This window comes from Mycobacterium sp. 852014-50255_SCH5639931, assembly GCF_001665605.1.
GTDB classification, from domain to species: domain Bacteria; phylum Actinomycetota; class Actinomycetes; order Mycobacteriales; family Mycobacteriaceae; genus Mycobacterium; species Mycobacterium paraffinicum.
In genome coordinates this window covers 117,523-132,126 of sequence record NZ_LZSV01000029.1, presented here as the reverse complement: position 1 = coordinate 132,126, position 14,604 = coordinate 117,523, and the positions used below count along the sequence as shown (strand labels likewise).

15 protein-coding genes, 1 tRNA gene and 2 pseudogenes are annotated in these 14,604 nt (G+C 66.9%); 6 read left to right on the top strand and 12 right to left on the bottom strand.

What is annotated here, in order from left to right; all coding sequences use genetic code 11:
• Positions 1–90 precede the first annotated feature (90 nt).
• Positions 91–1,731, top strand: a complete 1,641-nt coding sequence (locus A5758_RS17120) for a DUF4185 domain-containing protein (protein WP_067742288.1) — start codon at positions 91–93, stop codon at positions 1,729–1,731.
• 136 nt (positions 1,732–1,867) lie between these two features.
• Positions 1,868–2,293: a hypothetical protein gene (locus A5758_RS25325; RefSeq protein WP_369816455.1), complete on the top strand. Its 426-nt coding sequence runs from the start codon at positions 1,868–1,870 to the stop codon at positions 2,291–2,293.
• Positions 2,294–2,300: 7 nt separating this feature from the next.
• Here A5758_RS25325 and A5758_RS26305 read toward each other — a convergent pair whose 3' ends face one another.
• The 5 genes from A5758_RS26305 to A5758_RS17095 all read right to left on the bottom strand — a co-directional run bounded on the left by A5758_RS26305 (position 2,301) and on the right by A5758_RS17095 (position 5,531).
• Positions 2,301–3,695: a hypothetical protein gene (locus A5758_RS26305; RefSeq protein WP_231987342.1), complete on the bottom strand. Its 1,395-nt coding sequence runs from the start codon at positions 3,693–3,695 to the stop codon at positions 2,301–2,303.
• Between the two features lie 106 nt (positions 3,696–3,801).
• A complete protein-coding gene (locus A5758_RS17110; protein ID WP_197503969.1) occupies positions 3,802–4,281 on the bottom strand; it encodes a CAP domain-containing protein in 480 nt (159 codons plus the stop codon).
• A gap of 154 nt (positions 4,282–4,435) precedes the next feature.
• Positions 4,436–4,525: transfer RNA gene (locus tag A5758_RS17105), tRNA-Ser, on the bottom strand.
• 29 nt (positions 4,526–4,554) lie between these two features.
• Positions 4,555–5,013: a nucleoside deaminase gene (locus tag A5758_RS17100; RefSeq protein WP_067742285.1), complete on the bottom strand. Its 459-nt coding sequence runs from the start codon at positions 5,011–5,013 to the stop codon at positions 4,555–4,557.
• Positions 5,010–5,531 carry a tRNA adenosine deaminase-associated protein gene (locus A5758_RS17095; protein WP_066954912.1) on the bottom strand — a complete coding sequence of 174 codons (522 nt, stop codon included), beginning with the start codon at positions 5,529–5,531 and terminating at the stop codon, positions 5,010–5,012. Before A5758_RS17095 ends, A5758_RS17100 begins: the two co-directional genes overlap by 4 nt.
• Before the next feature lie 131 nt (positions 5,532–5,662).
• On the opposite strand from A5758_RS17095, the gene A5758_RS17090 reads away from it, so the two are divergent.
• A complete protein-coding gene (locus A5758_RS17090; protein WP_082939737.1) occupies positions 5,663–6,607 on the top strand; it encodes a prephenate dehydrogenase in 945 nt (314 codons plus the stop codon).
• Here A5758_RS17090 and A5758_RS17085 read toward each other — a convergent pair.
• The 5 genes and pseudogenes from A5758_RS17085 to A5758_RS17065 form a co-directional block, all read right to left on the bottom strand.
• Entirely contained in the window at positions 6,570–7,169 is a 600-nt protein-coding gene (locus A5758_RS17085; RefSeq protein WP_156622672.1) for a putative glycolipid-binding domain-containing protein, read from the bottom strand. The genes A5758_RS17090 and A5758_RS17085 overlap by 38 nt on opposite strands.
• 4 nt (positions 7,170–7,173) lie before the next feature.
• Positions 7,174–7,883 (bottom strand): annotated as a pseudogene (locus tag A5758_RS17080) (ABC transporter permease).
• On the bottom strand, positions 7,880–8,566 hold the full coding sequence (locus tag A5758_RS17075) for an ABC transporter permease (RefSeq protein WP_067742279.1): 687 nt from the start codon (positions 8,564–8,566) through the stop codon (positions 7,880–7,882). The pseudogene A5758_RS17080 and the gene A5758_RS17075 overlap by 4 nt, the downstream one beginning before the upstream one ends.
• A pseudogene (locus A5758_RS17070) lies at positions 8,524–9,671 on the bottom strand (ABC transporter ATP-binding protein). Before A5758_RS17070 ends, A5758_RS17075 begins: the two are co-directional and overlap by 43 nt.
• The gene (locus tag A5758_RS17065) at positions 9,668–10,615 is read right to left on the bottom strand and encodes an ABC transporter substrate-binding protein (RefSeq protein ID WP_067742271.1); all 948 of its coding nucleotides are present in this window, start codon (positions 10,613–10,615) and stop codon (positions 9,668–9,670) included. The pseudogene A5758_RS17070 and the gene A5758_RS17065 overlap by 4 nt, the downstream one beginning before the upstream one ends.
• A gap of 100 nt (positions 10,616–10,715) precedes the next feature.
• On the opposite strand from A5758_RS17065, the gene A5758_RS17060 reads away from it, so the two are divergent.
• Complete coding sequence (locus A5758_RS17060; RefSeq protein ID WP_067742264.1) at positions 10,716–11,063, top strand: lipopolysaccharide assembly LapA domain-containing protein; 348 nt, start codon at positions 10,716–10,718, stop codon at positions 11,061–11,063.
• A 3-nt stretch (positions 11,064–11,066) separates the two neighbouring features.
• On the opposite strand, the gene A5758_RS17055 is transcribed toward A5758_RS17060, so the two are convergent.
• Together A5758_RS17055 and A5758_RS17050 are read right to left on the bottom strand one after the other, a co-directional pair.
• Positions 11,067–12,113, bottom strand: a complete 1,047-nt coding sequence (locus tag A5758_RS17055; RefSeq protein ID WP_067742259.1) for a phosphotransferase family protein — start codon at positions 12,111–12,113, stop codon at positions 11,067–11,069.
• 9 nt (positions 12,114–12,122) lie between these two features.
• On the bottom strand, positions 12,123–12,731 hold the full coding sequence (locus A5758_RS17050; RefSeq protein WP_067742254.1) for a histidine phosphatase family protein: 609 nt from the start codon (positions 12,729–12,731) through the stop codon (positions 12,123–12,125).
• Positions 12,732–12,834: 103 nt separating this feature from the next.
• Between A5758_RS17050 and A5758_RS17045 the strand changes: the two genes are divergently transcribed.
• On the top strand, positions 12,835–13,494 hold the full coding sequence (locus A5758_RS17045; protein ID WP_067742252.1) for a class I SAM-dependent methyltransferase: 660 nt from the start codon (positions 12,835–12,837) through the stop codon (positions 13,492–13,494).
• Positions 13,495–13,556: 62 nt separating this feature from the next.
• The gene (locus A5758_RS17040) at positions 13,557–14,603 is read left to right on the top strand and encodes a phosphotransferase family protein (protein WP_067742248.1); all 1,047 of its coding nucleotides are present in this window, start codon (positions 13,557–13,559) and stop codon (positions 14,601–14,603) included.
• The last annotated feature ends 1 nt before the right edge of the window (position 14,604 follow it).

The window sequence follows — 14,604 nt, the reverse complement described above, 5'->3', positions numbered from 1 at the left end:
TGCGTCGTGACCGGCCCATATGCGGGAGTAGGCTTGCTCCGCAGAAGGGGGCGGCGATGTTCCTGGTGTCAAGTAACCGCTGACGGTGCGATGACGCTGGCAAACCTGAGCGAAGCAGAGCTGATTGGCGCGGCAGGCGGTGATCCCTGGGCGATCAACCAGAGCCTGCAGGCCGGCAGCCCGTTCCAAATCTCTCGTCTGGCAGAGGCCTTTCACAACGCGGGCCGACACACCGCCGAAGCCGACCATGCATTCGAGCAAGCCCGGAAACGCTTCGAGGCGTCGTGGAACCACCAAAACGGCGACAACCCGATCAACGACTCCGCCGAAGTGCAGCGGCTGACGAAATCCCTTGGCGCCCAATCGGAGCAACTGCCCAGGATCGGCGCAGACTTGGAAAACATCGCGGCCGGTTTGGCCGACGCGCAGAAGCAAGGCACCGCGGAGATCGCCGCCCTCGACCATCAGTTGCAGTGGCTCGACAAACTGATCGGAGCGGCGAAGAAGGACCTAGCGAGTGGCTCACTCTCCGCGAAGGACGTCGGCACACTGCATACGATCATCAACGCTGCGCACGCCGACGCAGTGGATGACGTCCGCGATGCCATCAAGCAGATGGATTCGATTCGCGACGCCTATTCCGACACGCTGCACAAGGCAATGGGCTCGTTACACACCGAAGGCTACGACCCGTCGCCGGCCGTCGACGACACGATGGAGCGTCCGTTGCGGGGCGAAGTGCGAGATCTGGGTCCGATTGCCGGTACCGGGGGCAATCCCGGCATTCCGGGTATCGGGGCGGCAGACTTGGGGGAGGTCGTCGAGATCCCCGGGCAGCCCGGCAAATTCCTTGCGATCTTCGGGGATTCGTTCTCCGGCAACAAGGTTGGCGAGGGTCAACACTATCGATCCGTGGCCGTACCGGTTACCTTCGATGCCGACGGCCGTCCGCATTTCGGAGCGCCTCTGACCGGAGCGAAAGATAGCGGTCACGAGCTATTCACCATGCCAGCGGAGGCGGTCAAGGCAGGAATCGACGACACGCTGCCCGCCGGGACGATCACGCTGGGGAACAAGACGTACATGATGGTTACGGGCACCAAGGGGGACCTTCAGCCAGCGGGTTCGTGGCTGGTTGAAGTCAACGGCGACCCCGGCAAGGGGTGGGCGATGGTGCCAGGTTCATACCGCCCCGCGGGGGAGGCGCCCACCCAAGTCAGCGGTTATAAGGGCTCGGACGGCAAGGTCTACATCGCCGCAGACTCGTTCGACCGCAGCCGAGGCGTCACCATGTACCGCGCAGATCCCGACAAAGTTTTCGATCGCGGCAGTTGGCAGCCCTGGACCGGGAAGGATTGGGGCCAGGCGGGGCAACAGGCCGCGCCGGTGACTACGGACCGCTACGGCGAACTCAGCTTCCGGGAAATCGGTGGGAAGCCCGTCTTGTCGGGTTTCAATGTCGACGCCCAAGGCGGACGGATGGAGGTACGGGTCGGCCCCAATCCGACCGGTATATTCGGCAACGTGCCGACCACCATTGTCGCGCAGAATGGCGACCAAGGTGCTCCAAAGTTTCTACCCCAGCCGTACGGTGGATACATCATGCCTGGCTCAACATTGGATGACTTGAATATACTTGTCAGTCAATGGAATACGGCAAACGACAGCAACGGGGTGCCGATCGGTACGCCCTACCAAACTCGAGAATTTCAAGTCAACCCGTTCCGTTGAGCGCCTAAAATGTAGTGTCGCCAGCGTCGATAGGAACGAAATGATCGTAAGAACACTCACCAGCATCAGCGCATTTGTGGGCGCCGCGTTGGTGGGGGCAGGCACGGCGCAGGCCGACGCGCTCAGCTTTCCCGACCTGAGCGGATACGCGCCTGCCAATGTCAAAGACTACGAGGTCTTGGTGCCCAACCCAGGACGGCAACCCGAACCGACTGTGTATTTCCTGACGCCCGACGGCATCGTGTGCAAATTCACGGTCGATCAGGCGTCGTGCAGTGGAAACAACCTGCCGGCTATACCTCCCGCAGCATCAAATCCTGACGCTGGAATTAGCGGCGTCAACTGGATAGGAACCACGAGCGGGCTGAATCAGACCAGCGGCGGCGAACCATCACACGTAATTCTCGGACAGCCCATCAAGACGCTTCCACCGGCTCACTCTCTTACGGTGAATGGCTTCGTTTGCGGGGTCGATAATTCAAGCACGACGGCATGTAAAGACCCGCAGGGGCGTGGCTTCGTGCTGTCACCGCATGGCTCCGGTTGGCTGCCACATGTGTGAACGATCCTCACGCGGCCTTGATTCTGCGTACGGTCTCGGCGAGAAGCTCGTCGAGAGTACTCAGCGGGAGGGGCGGCGTGTCCCCCTTAAGGAGCCATCCGCCGTCGCTTGAGCTGCTGATGACGATCAGTCCCCGCACCTGGGTGATCCTCAACGCCTCGACGCCTTCACCACACATGCCGTGACCGCGGACTTCAATCTCCCGCATCCACCGATGTGTTAGGCGCACCGTGTCCTCGCCTTCGGCGACGGCCGAATCCGTCTGGAGGGACTGGCGATTTTCGCGGTCCCCGCATACTGCGGGCTTCTCGGCCATATGCGCGGCGCAAGTGTCGGCCTCACGCCGGACATCGGCCAAGAAATCATCGCCGGTATGTGCCCGGCTGATTATCACTTTGGGCCTTGGCGGTTTCCCGGGCTTGTCCCACTTCGACTGATCGAAGTCCTGCCAGCTCGCCAGGGGGTCGTAGCGCGGGGCGGCGACGTGGCCACCGGACGGGCAGAGCGACCACGAGGCGCTGCCCGGCTCGCCAGCGAGGATGCTGTTGTCACCAGAAGCGGTCTCAATGCCCGTGTCCACCGACAGCGCCGGAAGCAGCGTCGAGATCTGAGCCTGGCTCCAGTCGGCGAGCATTGGCGGCAGCGCCGAGCGTGGCCGTGGTCGTCCTGCTGCACCGATCAATTGCGACAGAAGTTGGTTACGCGAGGCCGCCGATGGATCGGGTGTGCGATACCAGGCCTGCACCGTCACCCTGTTAGGCAGCACCGTCGCCGCCATATTGACGACGGAGGGCCAATTCCGGCCGGTGTCGCCCGATTGATACTGCGTCAGCGCTTCGCCGGATTCGCCGACCAGCCAACCTTGGATGCCGTTGTTGTCCATAGAGTGGGCGACGCTCCACGTAGGACACCGACGAGACCACGCGGCCATCGCACTGGTGACGTCATCGCCGTCGCTCGCGACGGTGAACCGGATCCGGACAGAATCGGCGCCGTTTGCGGCGAATCGATTGCTGAGGGAACCCCCGCTGGCGTCGGTGGCGGGGCTGTATTCCACGTCCAGTTCCGGTTTGTCAGTCGCTCCGAACCTCGGCAGACGTTGGCAGTCTTCGAGCGTCGACCCTCGACCCGGAAACGGAGGCTCGGCCCCGAAGCCTGACTGGGGCTCGTATGCACTGACGCGGTTGAACAGGTTGTCCTCGACGTCATTCAGCCCGGGTACGCAGCGCGCCAACCGATCTGGCGCGCAACCCCCCAGTTCGGTCGGCGCGACCGTGAGCGTCGCCGGCCTCGAGGTCGATTCGTGCTTGTGGGTTGTGCAGGCCCCGCCGGTCATCACGAGCCCCGCGACAACGCTAAGCCGCGCGACCGCACGAACGAAACCGCGACCAACCGACGCCACCAGCCGACTCTATGTCACTGCTCCAGTCGAAACGGCGTTCTGTGCACCCGCATGGTCGTTGCTGGTGGCAGCAATGAGCGCCGAAAGAGCCTTTGTCAGCAAGGACTTAGGGAGCCGCGAAGTCACCCACCGCGGTCATTTTGTAGCCGTCCGAGGCGGTGGCGAAGCCGCTCGCGGTGAAAGCGCAGTTCCCGATGAGCCCTCGGTGGGGAGGGCTCTGCATCCACGAGTCGAGGGCCTGGGCAGGATTCGCGGCTGATCCGGTGCCCCAGTAAACGATCTCACCGGTGGCATGGGTTTTGACATAGCCGGCTTCTGCGATGCGCGTCTGAGGCGAAGAGCCGTCCGAACCGATATGGCCGCTCAAGCCGGTGTGCAGCAAATCGTCGGCGTGCCGCTGCGCTGCCAGCCGCAGAAGCGGGTCGTCTGTGAGTGGCCCGCATGCCTGACGAAGCCCGTTGACGCCGTTGTACAGCACTGTACCGAGATCGTCTGCGCGCGCGACAGATTCGGCAACGATGCCCGTAGCGGCCATGAGGACACAACAGAACGCGAAGATGGCGACGATCCCGACTTTCTTCGTCATGTGGCCTCTTGCTGCGCGCATTGCGTTTGTCCGTGAATAAATGCTATCCACCCTCGACCGAGATTGGCCGAAAATCGTCTTTGCTAAACCCACATGCGAACTTCGCGCGAGAACTCAAGAAGGGACCCCACCCGCGATAGCGGACGAAGGCCTTTGGCGGTGGCGGAGGGATTTGAACCCTCGGACGGTGTTAGCCGTCACACGCTTTCGAGGCGTGCTCCTTAGGCCGCTCGGACACGCCACCGCGGAGCAGCTTACCGAACGGTGGGCCCCTCACCCCAATCGCTGGCGGGCGAAGAACTCCTCCAGCGGTGCGGCGCACTCGTCAGCGAGCACCCCGCCCCGCACTTCCGGGCGATGGTTGAGCCGCCGGTCGCGGACCACGTCCCACAGTGATCCGACCGCTCCCGTCTTGGGTTCCCACGCGCCGAACACCAGCCGGCCGACGCGGGCCAGGACCAGCGCGCCGGCGCACATGGTGCACGGTTCGACGGTGACGGCCAGCGTGGCGCCCTCCAGCCGCCAGCCGTCGCCGAGCACCGCGGCCGCCGCCCGCAGCGCCAGGATCTCCGCGTGCGCGGTGGGATCGCCCAGGGCTTCGCGGGCATTGACCGCGCGGGCCAGTTCGGTCCCGTCGGCCCCGATGACGACCGCGCCGATGGGCACGTCGCGGGGACCCGCCGTCGCGGCGACCGACAACGCGGTACGGATCAGGTCCTCGTCAGCGGTCACCGACCGATGCGGTCGATCACGGCCGACAGCTGGTCGGCGAAACCCATCTCCCGGGCGATGCGGCCGAGCTGCTCGTCCGCGTACAGGTCGGCCTCGTCGAGGATGACGCCCAGCACCGCCTCGGGCAGCCCGATATCGGAGAGCAATCCCAGGTCGCCCTCTTCGAACGGGTCGGAATCCTCCAGGTCCTCGGGGTCGATGTCGGCGTCCAGCTTGTCCAGCACTTCGGCGGCGATGTCGTAGTCCAGCGCGGCGGTGGCGTCCGAGAGCAGCAGCCGGGTCCCCGACGGTGCGGGGCGCACGATCACGAAGAACTCGTCATCCACGTCGAGCAGCCCAAACACGGCGCCGGCGCTGCGCAATTCCCGCAGCTCCGTCTCGGCGGCCTTGAGGCTCAGCAGCGATTTGCGGGCCATCGGGGAACACCGCCACTGGCCCTCTTCGCGCACGACCGCTACGCCGAAACCGTCCGGCGTATCGGCGGACAGGCCTTGGGCTGGGGCCCGTTGTGCTCCCATGGCCGCTTACGGTAGTCGCAGACCAGGCCCCCTGACCAGATGGAGCGAAACCGCGCCGGCATCTTGACGCACCGCCGCAGCCGGATTGTGCCAACCTTAGGTCTGTGGCTAGCCCTGTTTCTCAAACACCGGTGTGTGTGCTCGGGCTGGGGCTGATCGGTGGTTCGATAATGCGGGCCGCCACGGCGGCAGGCCGCGAAGTGTTCGGCTACAACCGGTCGGTGGAGGGCGCAAAAGAAGCCGCCGCCGACGGCTTCGATGCGACCACCGATCTGACGGCGACGCTCACCCGCGCCGCCGACACCGGCGCGCTGATCGTCCTGGCCATACCCATGCCGGCGCTGGCCGGCATGCTCGCCCACATCGCCGAACTGGCCCCGACCTGCCCGTTGACCGATGTCACCAGCGTCAAACGGGCCGTGCTCGACGAGGTTGTCGCGGCCGGCCTGCAGGAACGGTTCGTCGGCGGCCACCCGATGGCGGGCACCGCCCATTCGGGCTGGGCCGCCGGCCACCCGGGCCTGTTCACCAGGGCGCCGTGGGTAATCAGCGTGGACGACCACGTCGATCCCGTGGTGTGGTCGATGGTGATGACGCTGGCCCTGGACTGCGGTGCCGTGCTGGTCCCGGCCAAGTCCGACGACCACGACGCTGCGGCGGCCGCGATCTCGCACCTGCCGCACCTGCTCGCCGAGGCGCTGGCGGTCATCGCCGGGGACGTGCCGCTGGCGTTCGCGCTGGCTGCCGGGTCGTTCCGCGACGGGACGCGGGTCGCCGGCACCGCCCCGGACCTGGTGCGGGCTATGTGTGAGGGCAACTCCGACCAGCTGGTGCCGACCATCGACCGAATGATCGAGTTGCTGAGGCGGGCCCGCGAGTCGCTGGTCGCGAATAATTCGGTGGGCGAACTCGTCGAGGCCGGCCATGCCGCCCGCACGCGTTACGACAGCTTTCCGCGTTCCGACGTCTTCCACGTCATCATCGGCGGCGAGAACTGGCGCGAGGAGTTGGCCGCCGCGGGCCGGGCGGGCGGCGTGATCAGATCCGCTCTGCCAAGCCTGGATAGTCGACGATGAAGCCCTCGTCGTCGACACTCACGACGGTGTCGGCGACCGGGGAGTGCAGCTTGATGCCGTCGTGGCCGCCCGTGCTGGTGTAGCTCACGAGATCCGCGGTGATCGCCATGTCGGGCAGGTTGACGTAGACGACCGGCAAGGTGACCGACTCCGCCCGCTCGTGCAGGCCGAGCCGCCGGATGGGCAACGCGTTGAAGAACGGACTGAAGACCACGTCGCAGTCGAGCGCGCCGTTGTACGCCGCTCGGCGCTCGCCCTGATGGTCGGTGACCAGCCACATGTTCTCTTCGTCACGGGCGATGGACAGCACGCGCTCCCGTTCGGCGAGGGTGACCGTCATCCCCAGCCGCTTGGTGGCGCCGGTCTCGTCGGTCTGCAGGTCGTAGTACGCACCGAATGCCGGGTTGGTGGCGGTGGCGGCGGCGACGATGCGACCGTTCGCCTTGATCCTCTTGCCGGACACCTGGATTCGTACCGATTCCATCCGGGAGACGTCCTGGGCGCGCCAGGTCAACATTGCCTGCCACACGCGCCGAGGGGCATCAGAGGGGTCTGCGTTCACTCACCTACCGTAAAACGTGCGGGCGAACCGCGGCAGGCCTGTCGGGTAAGTGTGGCGAAGTCGTCCGGTGCCCGGCACCGACGCCCACACCACCAAGGCCAGCAGCCCGTCCAGCGCCAGCGCCAAAGCGGCCACCATCAAGGCACCGACCAGGGCAAGGTGGAACTCTCGCTCCTTGATTCCGTCGATCAGGTATCGGCCCAGCCCACCGAGGCTGCCATAGGCCGCCACCGTGGCGGTGGCGACCACCTGAAGCGTCGCGCTGCGCAACCCGCCCAGGATCAACGGCAGCGCGTTGCGCGCCTCCACCCACAGCACCTGCGCCTCGGTCATGCCCATTGCCCTGGCCGCGTCGACCACGGTCGGCTCCACGTTGGCGATTCCCGCGTAAGTGCCGGCCAGCAGCGCCGGGACGCCCAGCAGCATCAGGGCGACCAGCGGCGGCCCCATCCCCAGCCCGAACAGCAGCGTCCCGAGCAACAGCACGCCCAGAGTCGGCAGGGCGCGCAACCCGTTGACCGTGCCCACCACCAGCACCGTTCCGCGGCCGGTGTGCCCGATGATGAGCCCCACCGGGACGGCGATCAGGGCCGAGGCGCCCACCGCGACCGCCGTGTACTCGAGATGCTCCAGGACGCGCGCCGCGAGCCCGACCGGGCCGGTCCAGTTGCCGGCGGTCAATAGGTAGGAGATGGCCCCCTGCACGAAGTTCATCGCGCGCCACCCACTATCGGGGCCACCACGGACCGCCGACGCGGTGAGCGCCCGGCGCGCTCCCACGGCGTGGCCAGGCGGCCGACCACCACGATCAACGCGTCGATGACGACAGCCAGCACGAAGAGAGCGATGATGCCGGCAAGGATCTGATCGCTCTTGTTCGTCTGGTACCCCTCGGTAAACCAGGTGCCCAGGCCGCCGATGCCGATCACCGAACCGACCGAGACCATCGCGATATTGGTGACGACCACCACCCGCAACCCGGCGACCAGGACCGGAATAGATAGCGGCAGTTCGACTTTCAGCATGCGGGTGATCGGCGGGTAGCCGACGGCGGTGGCGGCGTCGCGCACCTGGGCCGGCACCGCGTCCAGCGCCTCGAGCACCGCCCGCACCAGTAGCGCCGCGGTGTAGGCCGTCAGCGCGACCATGACGTTGGCCTCGTCGAGGATGCGGGTCCCGATGACCATCGGCAAGACCACGAACAGCGCCAGCGACGGAATGGTGAACACGACACTCGCGGTCGCCGTCGTCAGCCGGCGGGCAACCGGTGCGCGTTGCACCGCCGCGCCCAGTGGGACGGCGAGGGCCAACCCGATCAGCACCGGCACCAACGACAACCGCAAATGGACGATGGTCAGCGCCCAGGCGTCGTCGAGGTGGGTGAGCAGGTAGTGCATATCTGTTCCCCGGTCACGTCTTTCTTCGGGTTTCCACCGCGGCCAGCACGTCGTCGGCCAGCACACCGCCGATGACTTTGCCGCCTTCGTCGACGGCGAGGCCCACCCCCGACGGCGACGACAGCGCCGCGTCCAGCGCATGGCTGAGGTTCCCGCGGGGACGAAACAACGAGCCGACGCCACTCATGCTGTCCGACAACGACGCACCCGCGCGATGCCGGCGCAGGCCTTCGGAATCGATCCAACCCATCGGCGCGCCCGCGCCGTCCACCACCACCGCCCAGCCGTCCGCCTGGCCGGTGTCGGCGAGGTCGTCCGCCGGAATCCGTTGCACGTCATGCACCGGCAAGCCGGCCGCGTCGATGAGTTGCAACCATCGATAGCCGCGGCCGAGGCCGATGAACCTCGAGACGAAATCGTTGGCAGGGCGCGACAGCAGCCGCGTGGGTTCGTCATACTGTTGCAACGTGCCGGCCCGAAAGACCGCGACTTTGTCCGCGAGTTTGAGCGCCTCGTCGATGTCGTGGGTGACGAAGACGACGGTCTTGTGCAATTCGCTTTGCAGACGCAGGATTTCGTTCTGCAGGTCAAGCCGGACCACCGGGTCCACGGCCGAGAACGGCTCGTCCATCAACAAGACGGGCGGGTCGGCGGCCAGTGCACGCGCCACCCCGACACGTTGTTGCTCACCGCCGGACAGCTGCGCCGGGTAGCGGGTGGCCAGCTTGGTGTCCAGCCCGACGCGTTCGAGCACCTCGTAGGCGGCGGCGCGAGCCGCCCGGCGGGACTGCCCCTTCAGCACCGGAACCGTTGCGACGTTGTCGATCACCCGCAGGTGCGGCATCAGGCCGGCATGCTGGATGACGTAGCCGATCCCGAGGCGCAGCCGCACCGGGTCCAGGGTGGACACGTCCACACCGTCGACGGTGATGGCGCCGGACGTGGGCTCGATCATGCGGTTGACCATGCGCAGCGCCGTGGTCTTGCCGCTGCCCGACGAACCGACGAAGACGGTCAACTTCCCGTTCGGGATCACCAGGCCCAACTGGTCCACCGCGGTGGTCCCGTCGGCGAAGGACTTGCTGACTTTGTCGAAGACGATCATGAGCCGACCGGATGATTTAAGCCGTTGTCCCGCAACCAGTCCCGGGCGGCCTGGTCGGGATCAACACCGGAGTTTCCCGCTACCGCGGCGTTGAGTCCGGCCACGCCGGGAGTGGTCAGCTTCGCCGACACGGCGTCCAGCACCTCCTTGAGCCGGTCCGACTTCTTCTGCGAATTGACCAGCGGCACAATGTTGCCGGCCAGGAAGTTGTGCTCCGGGTCTTCGAGCACCACCAAACGGTTCTGCGGGATTTCGGGCGAAGTGGTGAAAACGTTGGCGGCGTTGACCCTTCCCTCCACCAGGGCGCGTACGGTCACCGCGCCGCCGCCGTCGTTGATGGCGACGAAGTTGCCCGGCCTGATGTCGAGTCCGTACTTCTGCCGCAACCCGGGCAGGCCGGACGGCCGGCTCGCGAAGGCCGAGGGCGCCCCGAACCTCACGTCCGGCGAATGCGCCGCCAGGTCCGCGATTGTCTTCAGGTTCCACGAATTAGCGGTCCCGCCTGTCACCGTCACGGTGTCGGTGTCGGTCGCCGGCGAAGGCGTCAGGACCGCCAGATCCCCGGGCAGCCTGCGGTCGAGCTCCAATTCGACGGCGTCGAGCATGGTCGCCGTCGACTCGGGCGCGAAATAAAGCAGCAGGTTGCCGATGTACTCCGGCACCAGGTCGATGGAATGGTCCTTCAACGCCGGGATATAGGTCTCCCGACTGCCGATTCCCATCCGCCGACCGACCTCGAATCCGTTGGCCTGCAACGCTTGTGCATATATCTCGGCGATGATCTGCGATTCCGGGAAGTCGCCGGACCCCACGACGATGGATTTGGGGCTGCGGACCTGGGCGCCCAGCGGGTCGGAGCTGCTGCACGCCGCGAAAACGCAGATCGCCGTGAGCCACACGGCCGCTTGGATGATCGCGCGATGCGCGCGCGACGGCATCCCCATACCGCCGACACTAACCTCAGAGTCGCCCGCGCGCCGGGACCCAGCGGGCCGGTTGCCCGGTTTGGTTTCATTCTGTGCCGGATGGGACAAAGATGACCCTATGAGCAGCCATCCCCCTGCCTCGCCCAGCCAGCCGCCCCCCAAGCCCGCCGCGACGCCCAAGCCAAGCGCGGCGCCCAAGGAGCCGGCGATCGGGTTCACCCGCGCCGGCGCGCTGTGGTCGTCCCTGATCGGCGGCTTCCTGATTCTGATTCTGCTGCTGATCTTCATCACCCAGAACACGGCGGAGACGCCCTTTACGTTCTTGGGCTGGCACTGGCGCCTGCCACTGGGCGTGGCCATCCTGCTCGCGGCGGTGGTCGGCGGCCTAATCACGGTGGCCGTCGGCACCGCCCGAATCCTGCAACTGCGCCGCGCGGCCAAGAAGCATCACGCAGCGGCGCGCTAGGGCCTAACGGGGGAGCTTGGCCAGCTCCGCCAGCCCGCGGGAGATCAGCGGGGCCACGACCTCCGGCATGTGGTCGGAGTCCATCCCGCGAGCCTGGTCCGACATCCGCCGGCGGAAGTCGATGCCGGCCGCGATGATGGCCAGCTTGAAGTAAGCCAGGCCCATGTAGAACTCCCAATGCGCCAACGTCAACCCGGCGACCAGCGAGTACCGGTCGGCCAACTCGTCGGCCGTCGGCAACAGCGGTGACGTCCAGGCCGCCTGCGCGTTGACGATCAAATCCAGGGCCGGGTCGCGGTACACGCACATCAGGGCCGCATCGGACAGCGGGTCCCCCAGGGTGGACAGCTCCCAGTCGACGACGGCGCGCACCTTCGTCGGGTCGTCGGTGTCCAGGATGGTGTTGTCGATCCGGTAGTCGCCGTGCACGATCGACGTGCGGCTTTGCTGGGGAATGGCCTCTTGCAGACCGGAGTGCAGGCGCTCGACGTCGGCGTCGCGGCGGTCGTCGGGCAGCCGCACCAACGCCCACTGCGAACCCCACCGCCGCACCTGCCGCTCCAGGTAGCCGCTGGGCTTGCCGAAATCGGCCAACCCCACGGCCTCGGGGTCGACGGAGTGGAGGTCGACGAGGACCCGGATCAGCGAGTCGACGCAGCCCTCGATGACGGTGTGGCTGAAGGCTTCCAGCTGGGCGCGACGGCGCACCACCTGGCCGGCGACGAATTCGACGATCTGGAACGGCGCGCCCAGCACCGAGTCGTCCTCGCACAGCGCGATCGCGCGCGCGACCGGAACGGGTGTGTCGCGCAGCGCGGCGACGACCCGGTACTCACGGGCCATGTCGTGCGCCGACGGGGTCAGGCCGTGCAGCGGCGGGCGCCGCACCAGCCAACTGGTCGCGTCGTCGTAGACGCGGAAGGTCAGGTTGGAACGGCCACCGGAAATGAAGTCCGCGCGCAACTCACCGTCGCGCCCGATGCCAAGCGAACGCAGGTACCGATCCAGCGAGGCCAGGTCGAGGCCCTCGAGTTGGTCAGCTGAAGTCACCGGACTTGTTTACCACCTCTGATTTCGCGGCAGCAGGTCCCACACGTGCTCGACTCCGTTGACCCCCGCCACGGTCGCCTGACCGGATCGCGAGAACAGCAGCCGGGTGACCGACGCGTAGTCGACGGGGAACGACAACAGCCGGGACGTCCCCAGAATCTGGTGCAGCAGGACGTTGATCACACCGCCGTGGCTGAACACCGCGACCGTGTCGTCGGGATCGACGGAGGCGACGAGCTCGTCGACCGCCGCGCGGACCCGGGCGAGAAACGCGTCCTCGTCGACCGCGCTGGGCAGGTGGCCCTGGGCCAGGCGCGCCCACTCCTCGGGCATTTCCTCGCGGATCTGCTCGACCGGGATGTACAGCGGAAGGTCCCGGTCGTATTCCGCGAATCGGTCGTCGATCTCGACGGTGAGATCCCGCGCCGCCGCGACCGGTTCGGCGGTCTGAATGGCGCGCCGCTGGGGGCTGCTCACCACCCGGGAGATGGGAAACCGGTCCAGCGCCTTGGGAAGTCGCTCGATCTGTGCCAACCCCTCGCCCGACAGGTCCGGGTCGGAGCCCTCGCCGTGTTCGCTGCGCAGCGGCAGCGCGTGCCGGACCAGAAGCAATTGCATGGGTGTTTCCTGTCTGTGGTTGAGCGCGACGTGTTCATTCAAAGCATGCGGACCGGCCCGCGCAAAATAGGGCTCAGCAGAAGGCCGACCGCGAGGAGGACGAATGACCGAACCGGGCAGGGATTGGGACGTGGCGTACCGGCAGGAGACGCGGCCACCGCGGAGCATCGGCCGGCCGCAGCCCGAGCTGGCCGTGCTGATCGACGAGGGCAACATCCGAAGCGATGTGCTGGACGCCGGTTGCGGCCATGCCGCGCTGTCGCTGGCCCTCGCCGCGCGGGGACACACCGTGGTGGGCCTGGACAGCAGCGCGACCGCGATCCAGGCCGCCACCATGGCGGCCGCGGAACAAGGACTGACCACGGCGACTTTCGCGCAGGCCGACGTCACAAACTTCCGCGGCTATGACGGCCGCTTCTCCACGATCATGGACAGCGGGCTGTTTCATGCGCTGCCGCCGGAGAAGCGCCAGGACTATCTGCAATCGATCCTCCGGGCGGCCGCCCCGGGAGCGGCGCTGTACATCTTGGCCTTCGCCACCGGCGCGCTGGGCGACGCCGATCACGGTGGGCCGCGCGGCTTCACCGAAACCGAGTTGCGCGAGGCGGTCTCGACGCTCTGGCGGGTCGACGATCTACGCCCGGCCAAGGTCTACGGCAACGCGGGCCCGCCTTCCGACGAGCCGTTGGCGCATCTGGAACGCGACGGCGAAGGCCATTTCATGGCGCCCGGGTTTCTGCTCATCGCGCACAAGCCGGACTGAGCCGCAAAGCCGGAGGCCAGCGTGGAGAATGCTATTCTCCGCATAGAGAGCGGGGTGTGCGGATGACGACGGTAGGTCAGGACCGACTGGACGCGGGTGTCCTTGCCCGCTGGCTGGATGCGAACGGTGCGCCAGGCGACGGTGAGGAACCGCGGCTGGAGCAGCTGAAGGGCGGTTCGCAGAACACGCTGTATCTGCTCGACCGCGGCGCCGAGCGGATGGTGCTGCGGATGCCCGGCCCGCGCGCCGATGCGGCGCGCATCGACGGCTTGCTGCGCGAGATCCGGCTGGTGCGTGCCCTGTCCGGCACCGACGTCCCGCACGCGGCGCTGATCGCCGCCGACGACACCGGCACCGTGCTCGGCATGCCGTTCTACGTCATGCAGGCCATCGACGGGTGGAGCCCGATGGACGGCGGGTGGCAGCCGCCGTTCGACACCGACCTGGACGCCCGCCGCGGGCTGGCCTTTCAGCTCGTCGAAGGCGCGGCGAAGCTGGGGCGGGTGGACTGGCGGGCTCAAGGTCTCGACGGCTTCGGCCGCCCGGACGGATTTCACGAGCGGCAGGTCGACCGCTGGCTGACCTTCCTTGACGCCTACAAGGTGCGCGACCTACCGGGCCTTCACGAGGCCTCGGAGTGGCTGCGTAACAACCGGCCCGCGCATTACCAACCGGGCATCATGCACGGCGATTACCAATTCGCCAACGTGATGTTCGCCCATGGGGAGCCGGCGCGGCTGGCCGCGATCGTGGACTGGGAGATGACGACGGTCGGCGACCCGCTGCTGGACCTGGCGTGGTGCCTGCTGGGCTACGACGGCGAAGAGCCGCGCGCCGACGGGTTCTATCTGGACATGACCGGCATGCCCACCCGAAGCGAACTGCTGCGGCACTACGAGGCGGTCAGCGGGCTTTCCACCGAAAACATCGACTACTACCTGGTGCTGGCGAATTGGAAACTCGGCATCGTGCTGGAAAAGACTTACGCTGCGGGGGTGCGCACCGGCAAGGTCGACCCCAAGGTCCAGGACGCCTTCGGGACGATGATCCCGCAGCTGATCGCGACGGCGGCCGGGCTCGCGCGCTCCTTGCCCCCCGGGAGCCGGTGAA

What these genes read in the sequence shown, in the direction of transcription:
- A5758_RS17060 (WP_067742264.1), top strand. Translation starts at nt 10,716, where the DNA reads ATGAGCAGCCATCCCCCTGCCTCGCCCAGCCAGCCGCCCCCCAAGCCC.
- A5758_RS17040 (WP_067742248.1), top strand. Translation starts at nt 13,557, where the DNA reads ATGACGACGGTAGGTCAGGACCGACTGGACGCGGGTGTCCTTGCCCGC.
- A5758_RS17120 (WP_067742288.1), top strand. Translation starts at nt 91, where the DNA reads ATGACGCTGGCAAACCTGAGCGAAGCAGAGCTGATTGGCGCGGCAGGC.
- A5758_RS17095 (WP_066954912.1), bottom strand. Translation starts at nt 5,531, where the DNA reads ATGGGAGCACAACGGGCCCCAGCCCAAGGCCTGTCCGCCGATACGCCG.
- A5758_RS17110 (WP_197503969.1), bottom strand. Translation starts at nt 4,281, where the DNA reads ATGACGAAGAAAGTCGGGATCGTCGCCATCTTCGCGTTCTGTTGTGTC.
- A5758_RS17065 (WP_067742271.1), bottom strand. Translation starts at nt 10,615, where the DNA reads ATGGGGATGCCGTCGCGCGCGCATCGCGCGATCATCCAAGCGGCCGTG.
- A5758_RS17075 (WP_067742279.1), bottom strand. Translation starts at nt 8,566, where the DNA reads ATGCACTACCTGCTCACCCACCTCGACGACGCCTGGGCGCTGACCATC.
- A5758_RS17050 (WP_067742254.1), bottom strand. Translation starts at nt 12,731, where the DNA reads ATGCAATTGCTTCTGGTCCGGCACGCGCTGCCGCTGCGCAGCGAACAC.
- A5758_RS17045 (WP_067742252.1), top strand. Translation starts at nt 12,835, where the DNA reads ATGACCGAACCGGGCAGGGATTGGGACGTGGCGTACCGGCAGGAGACG.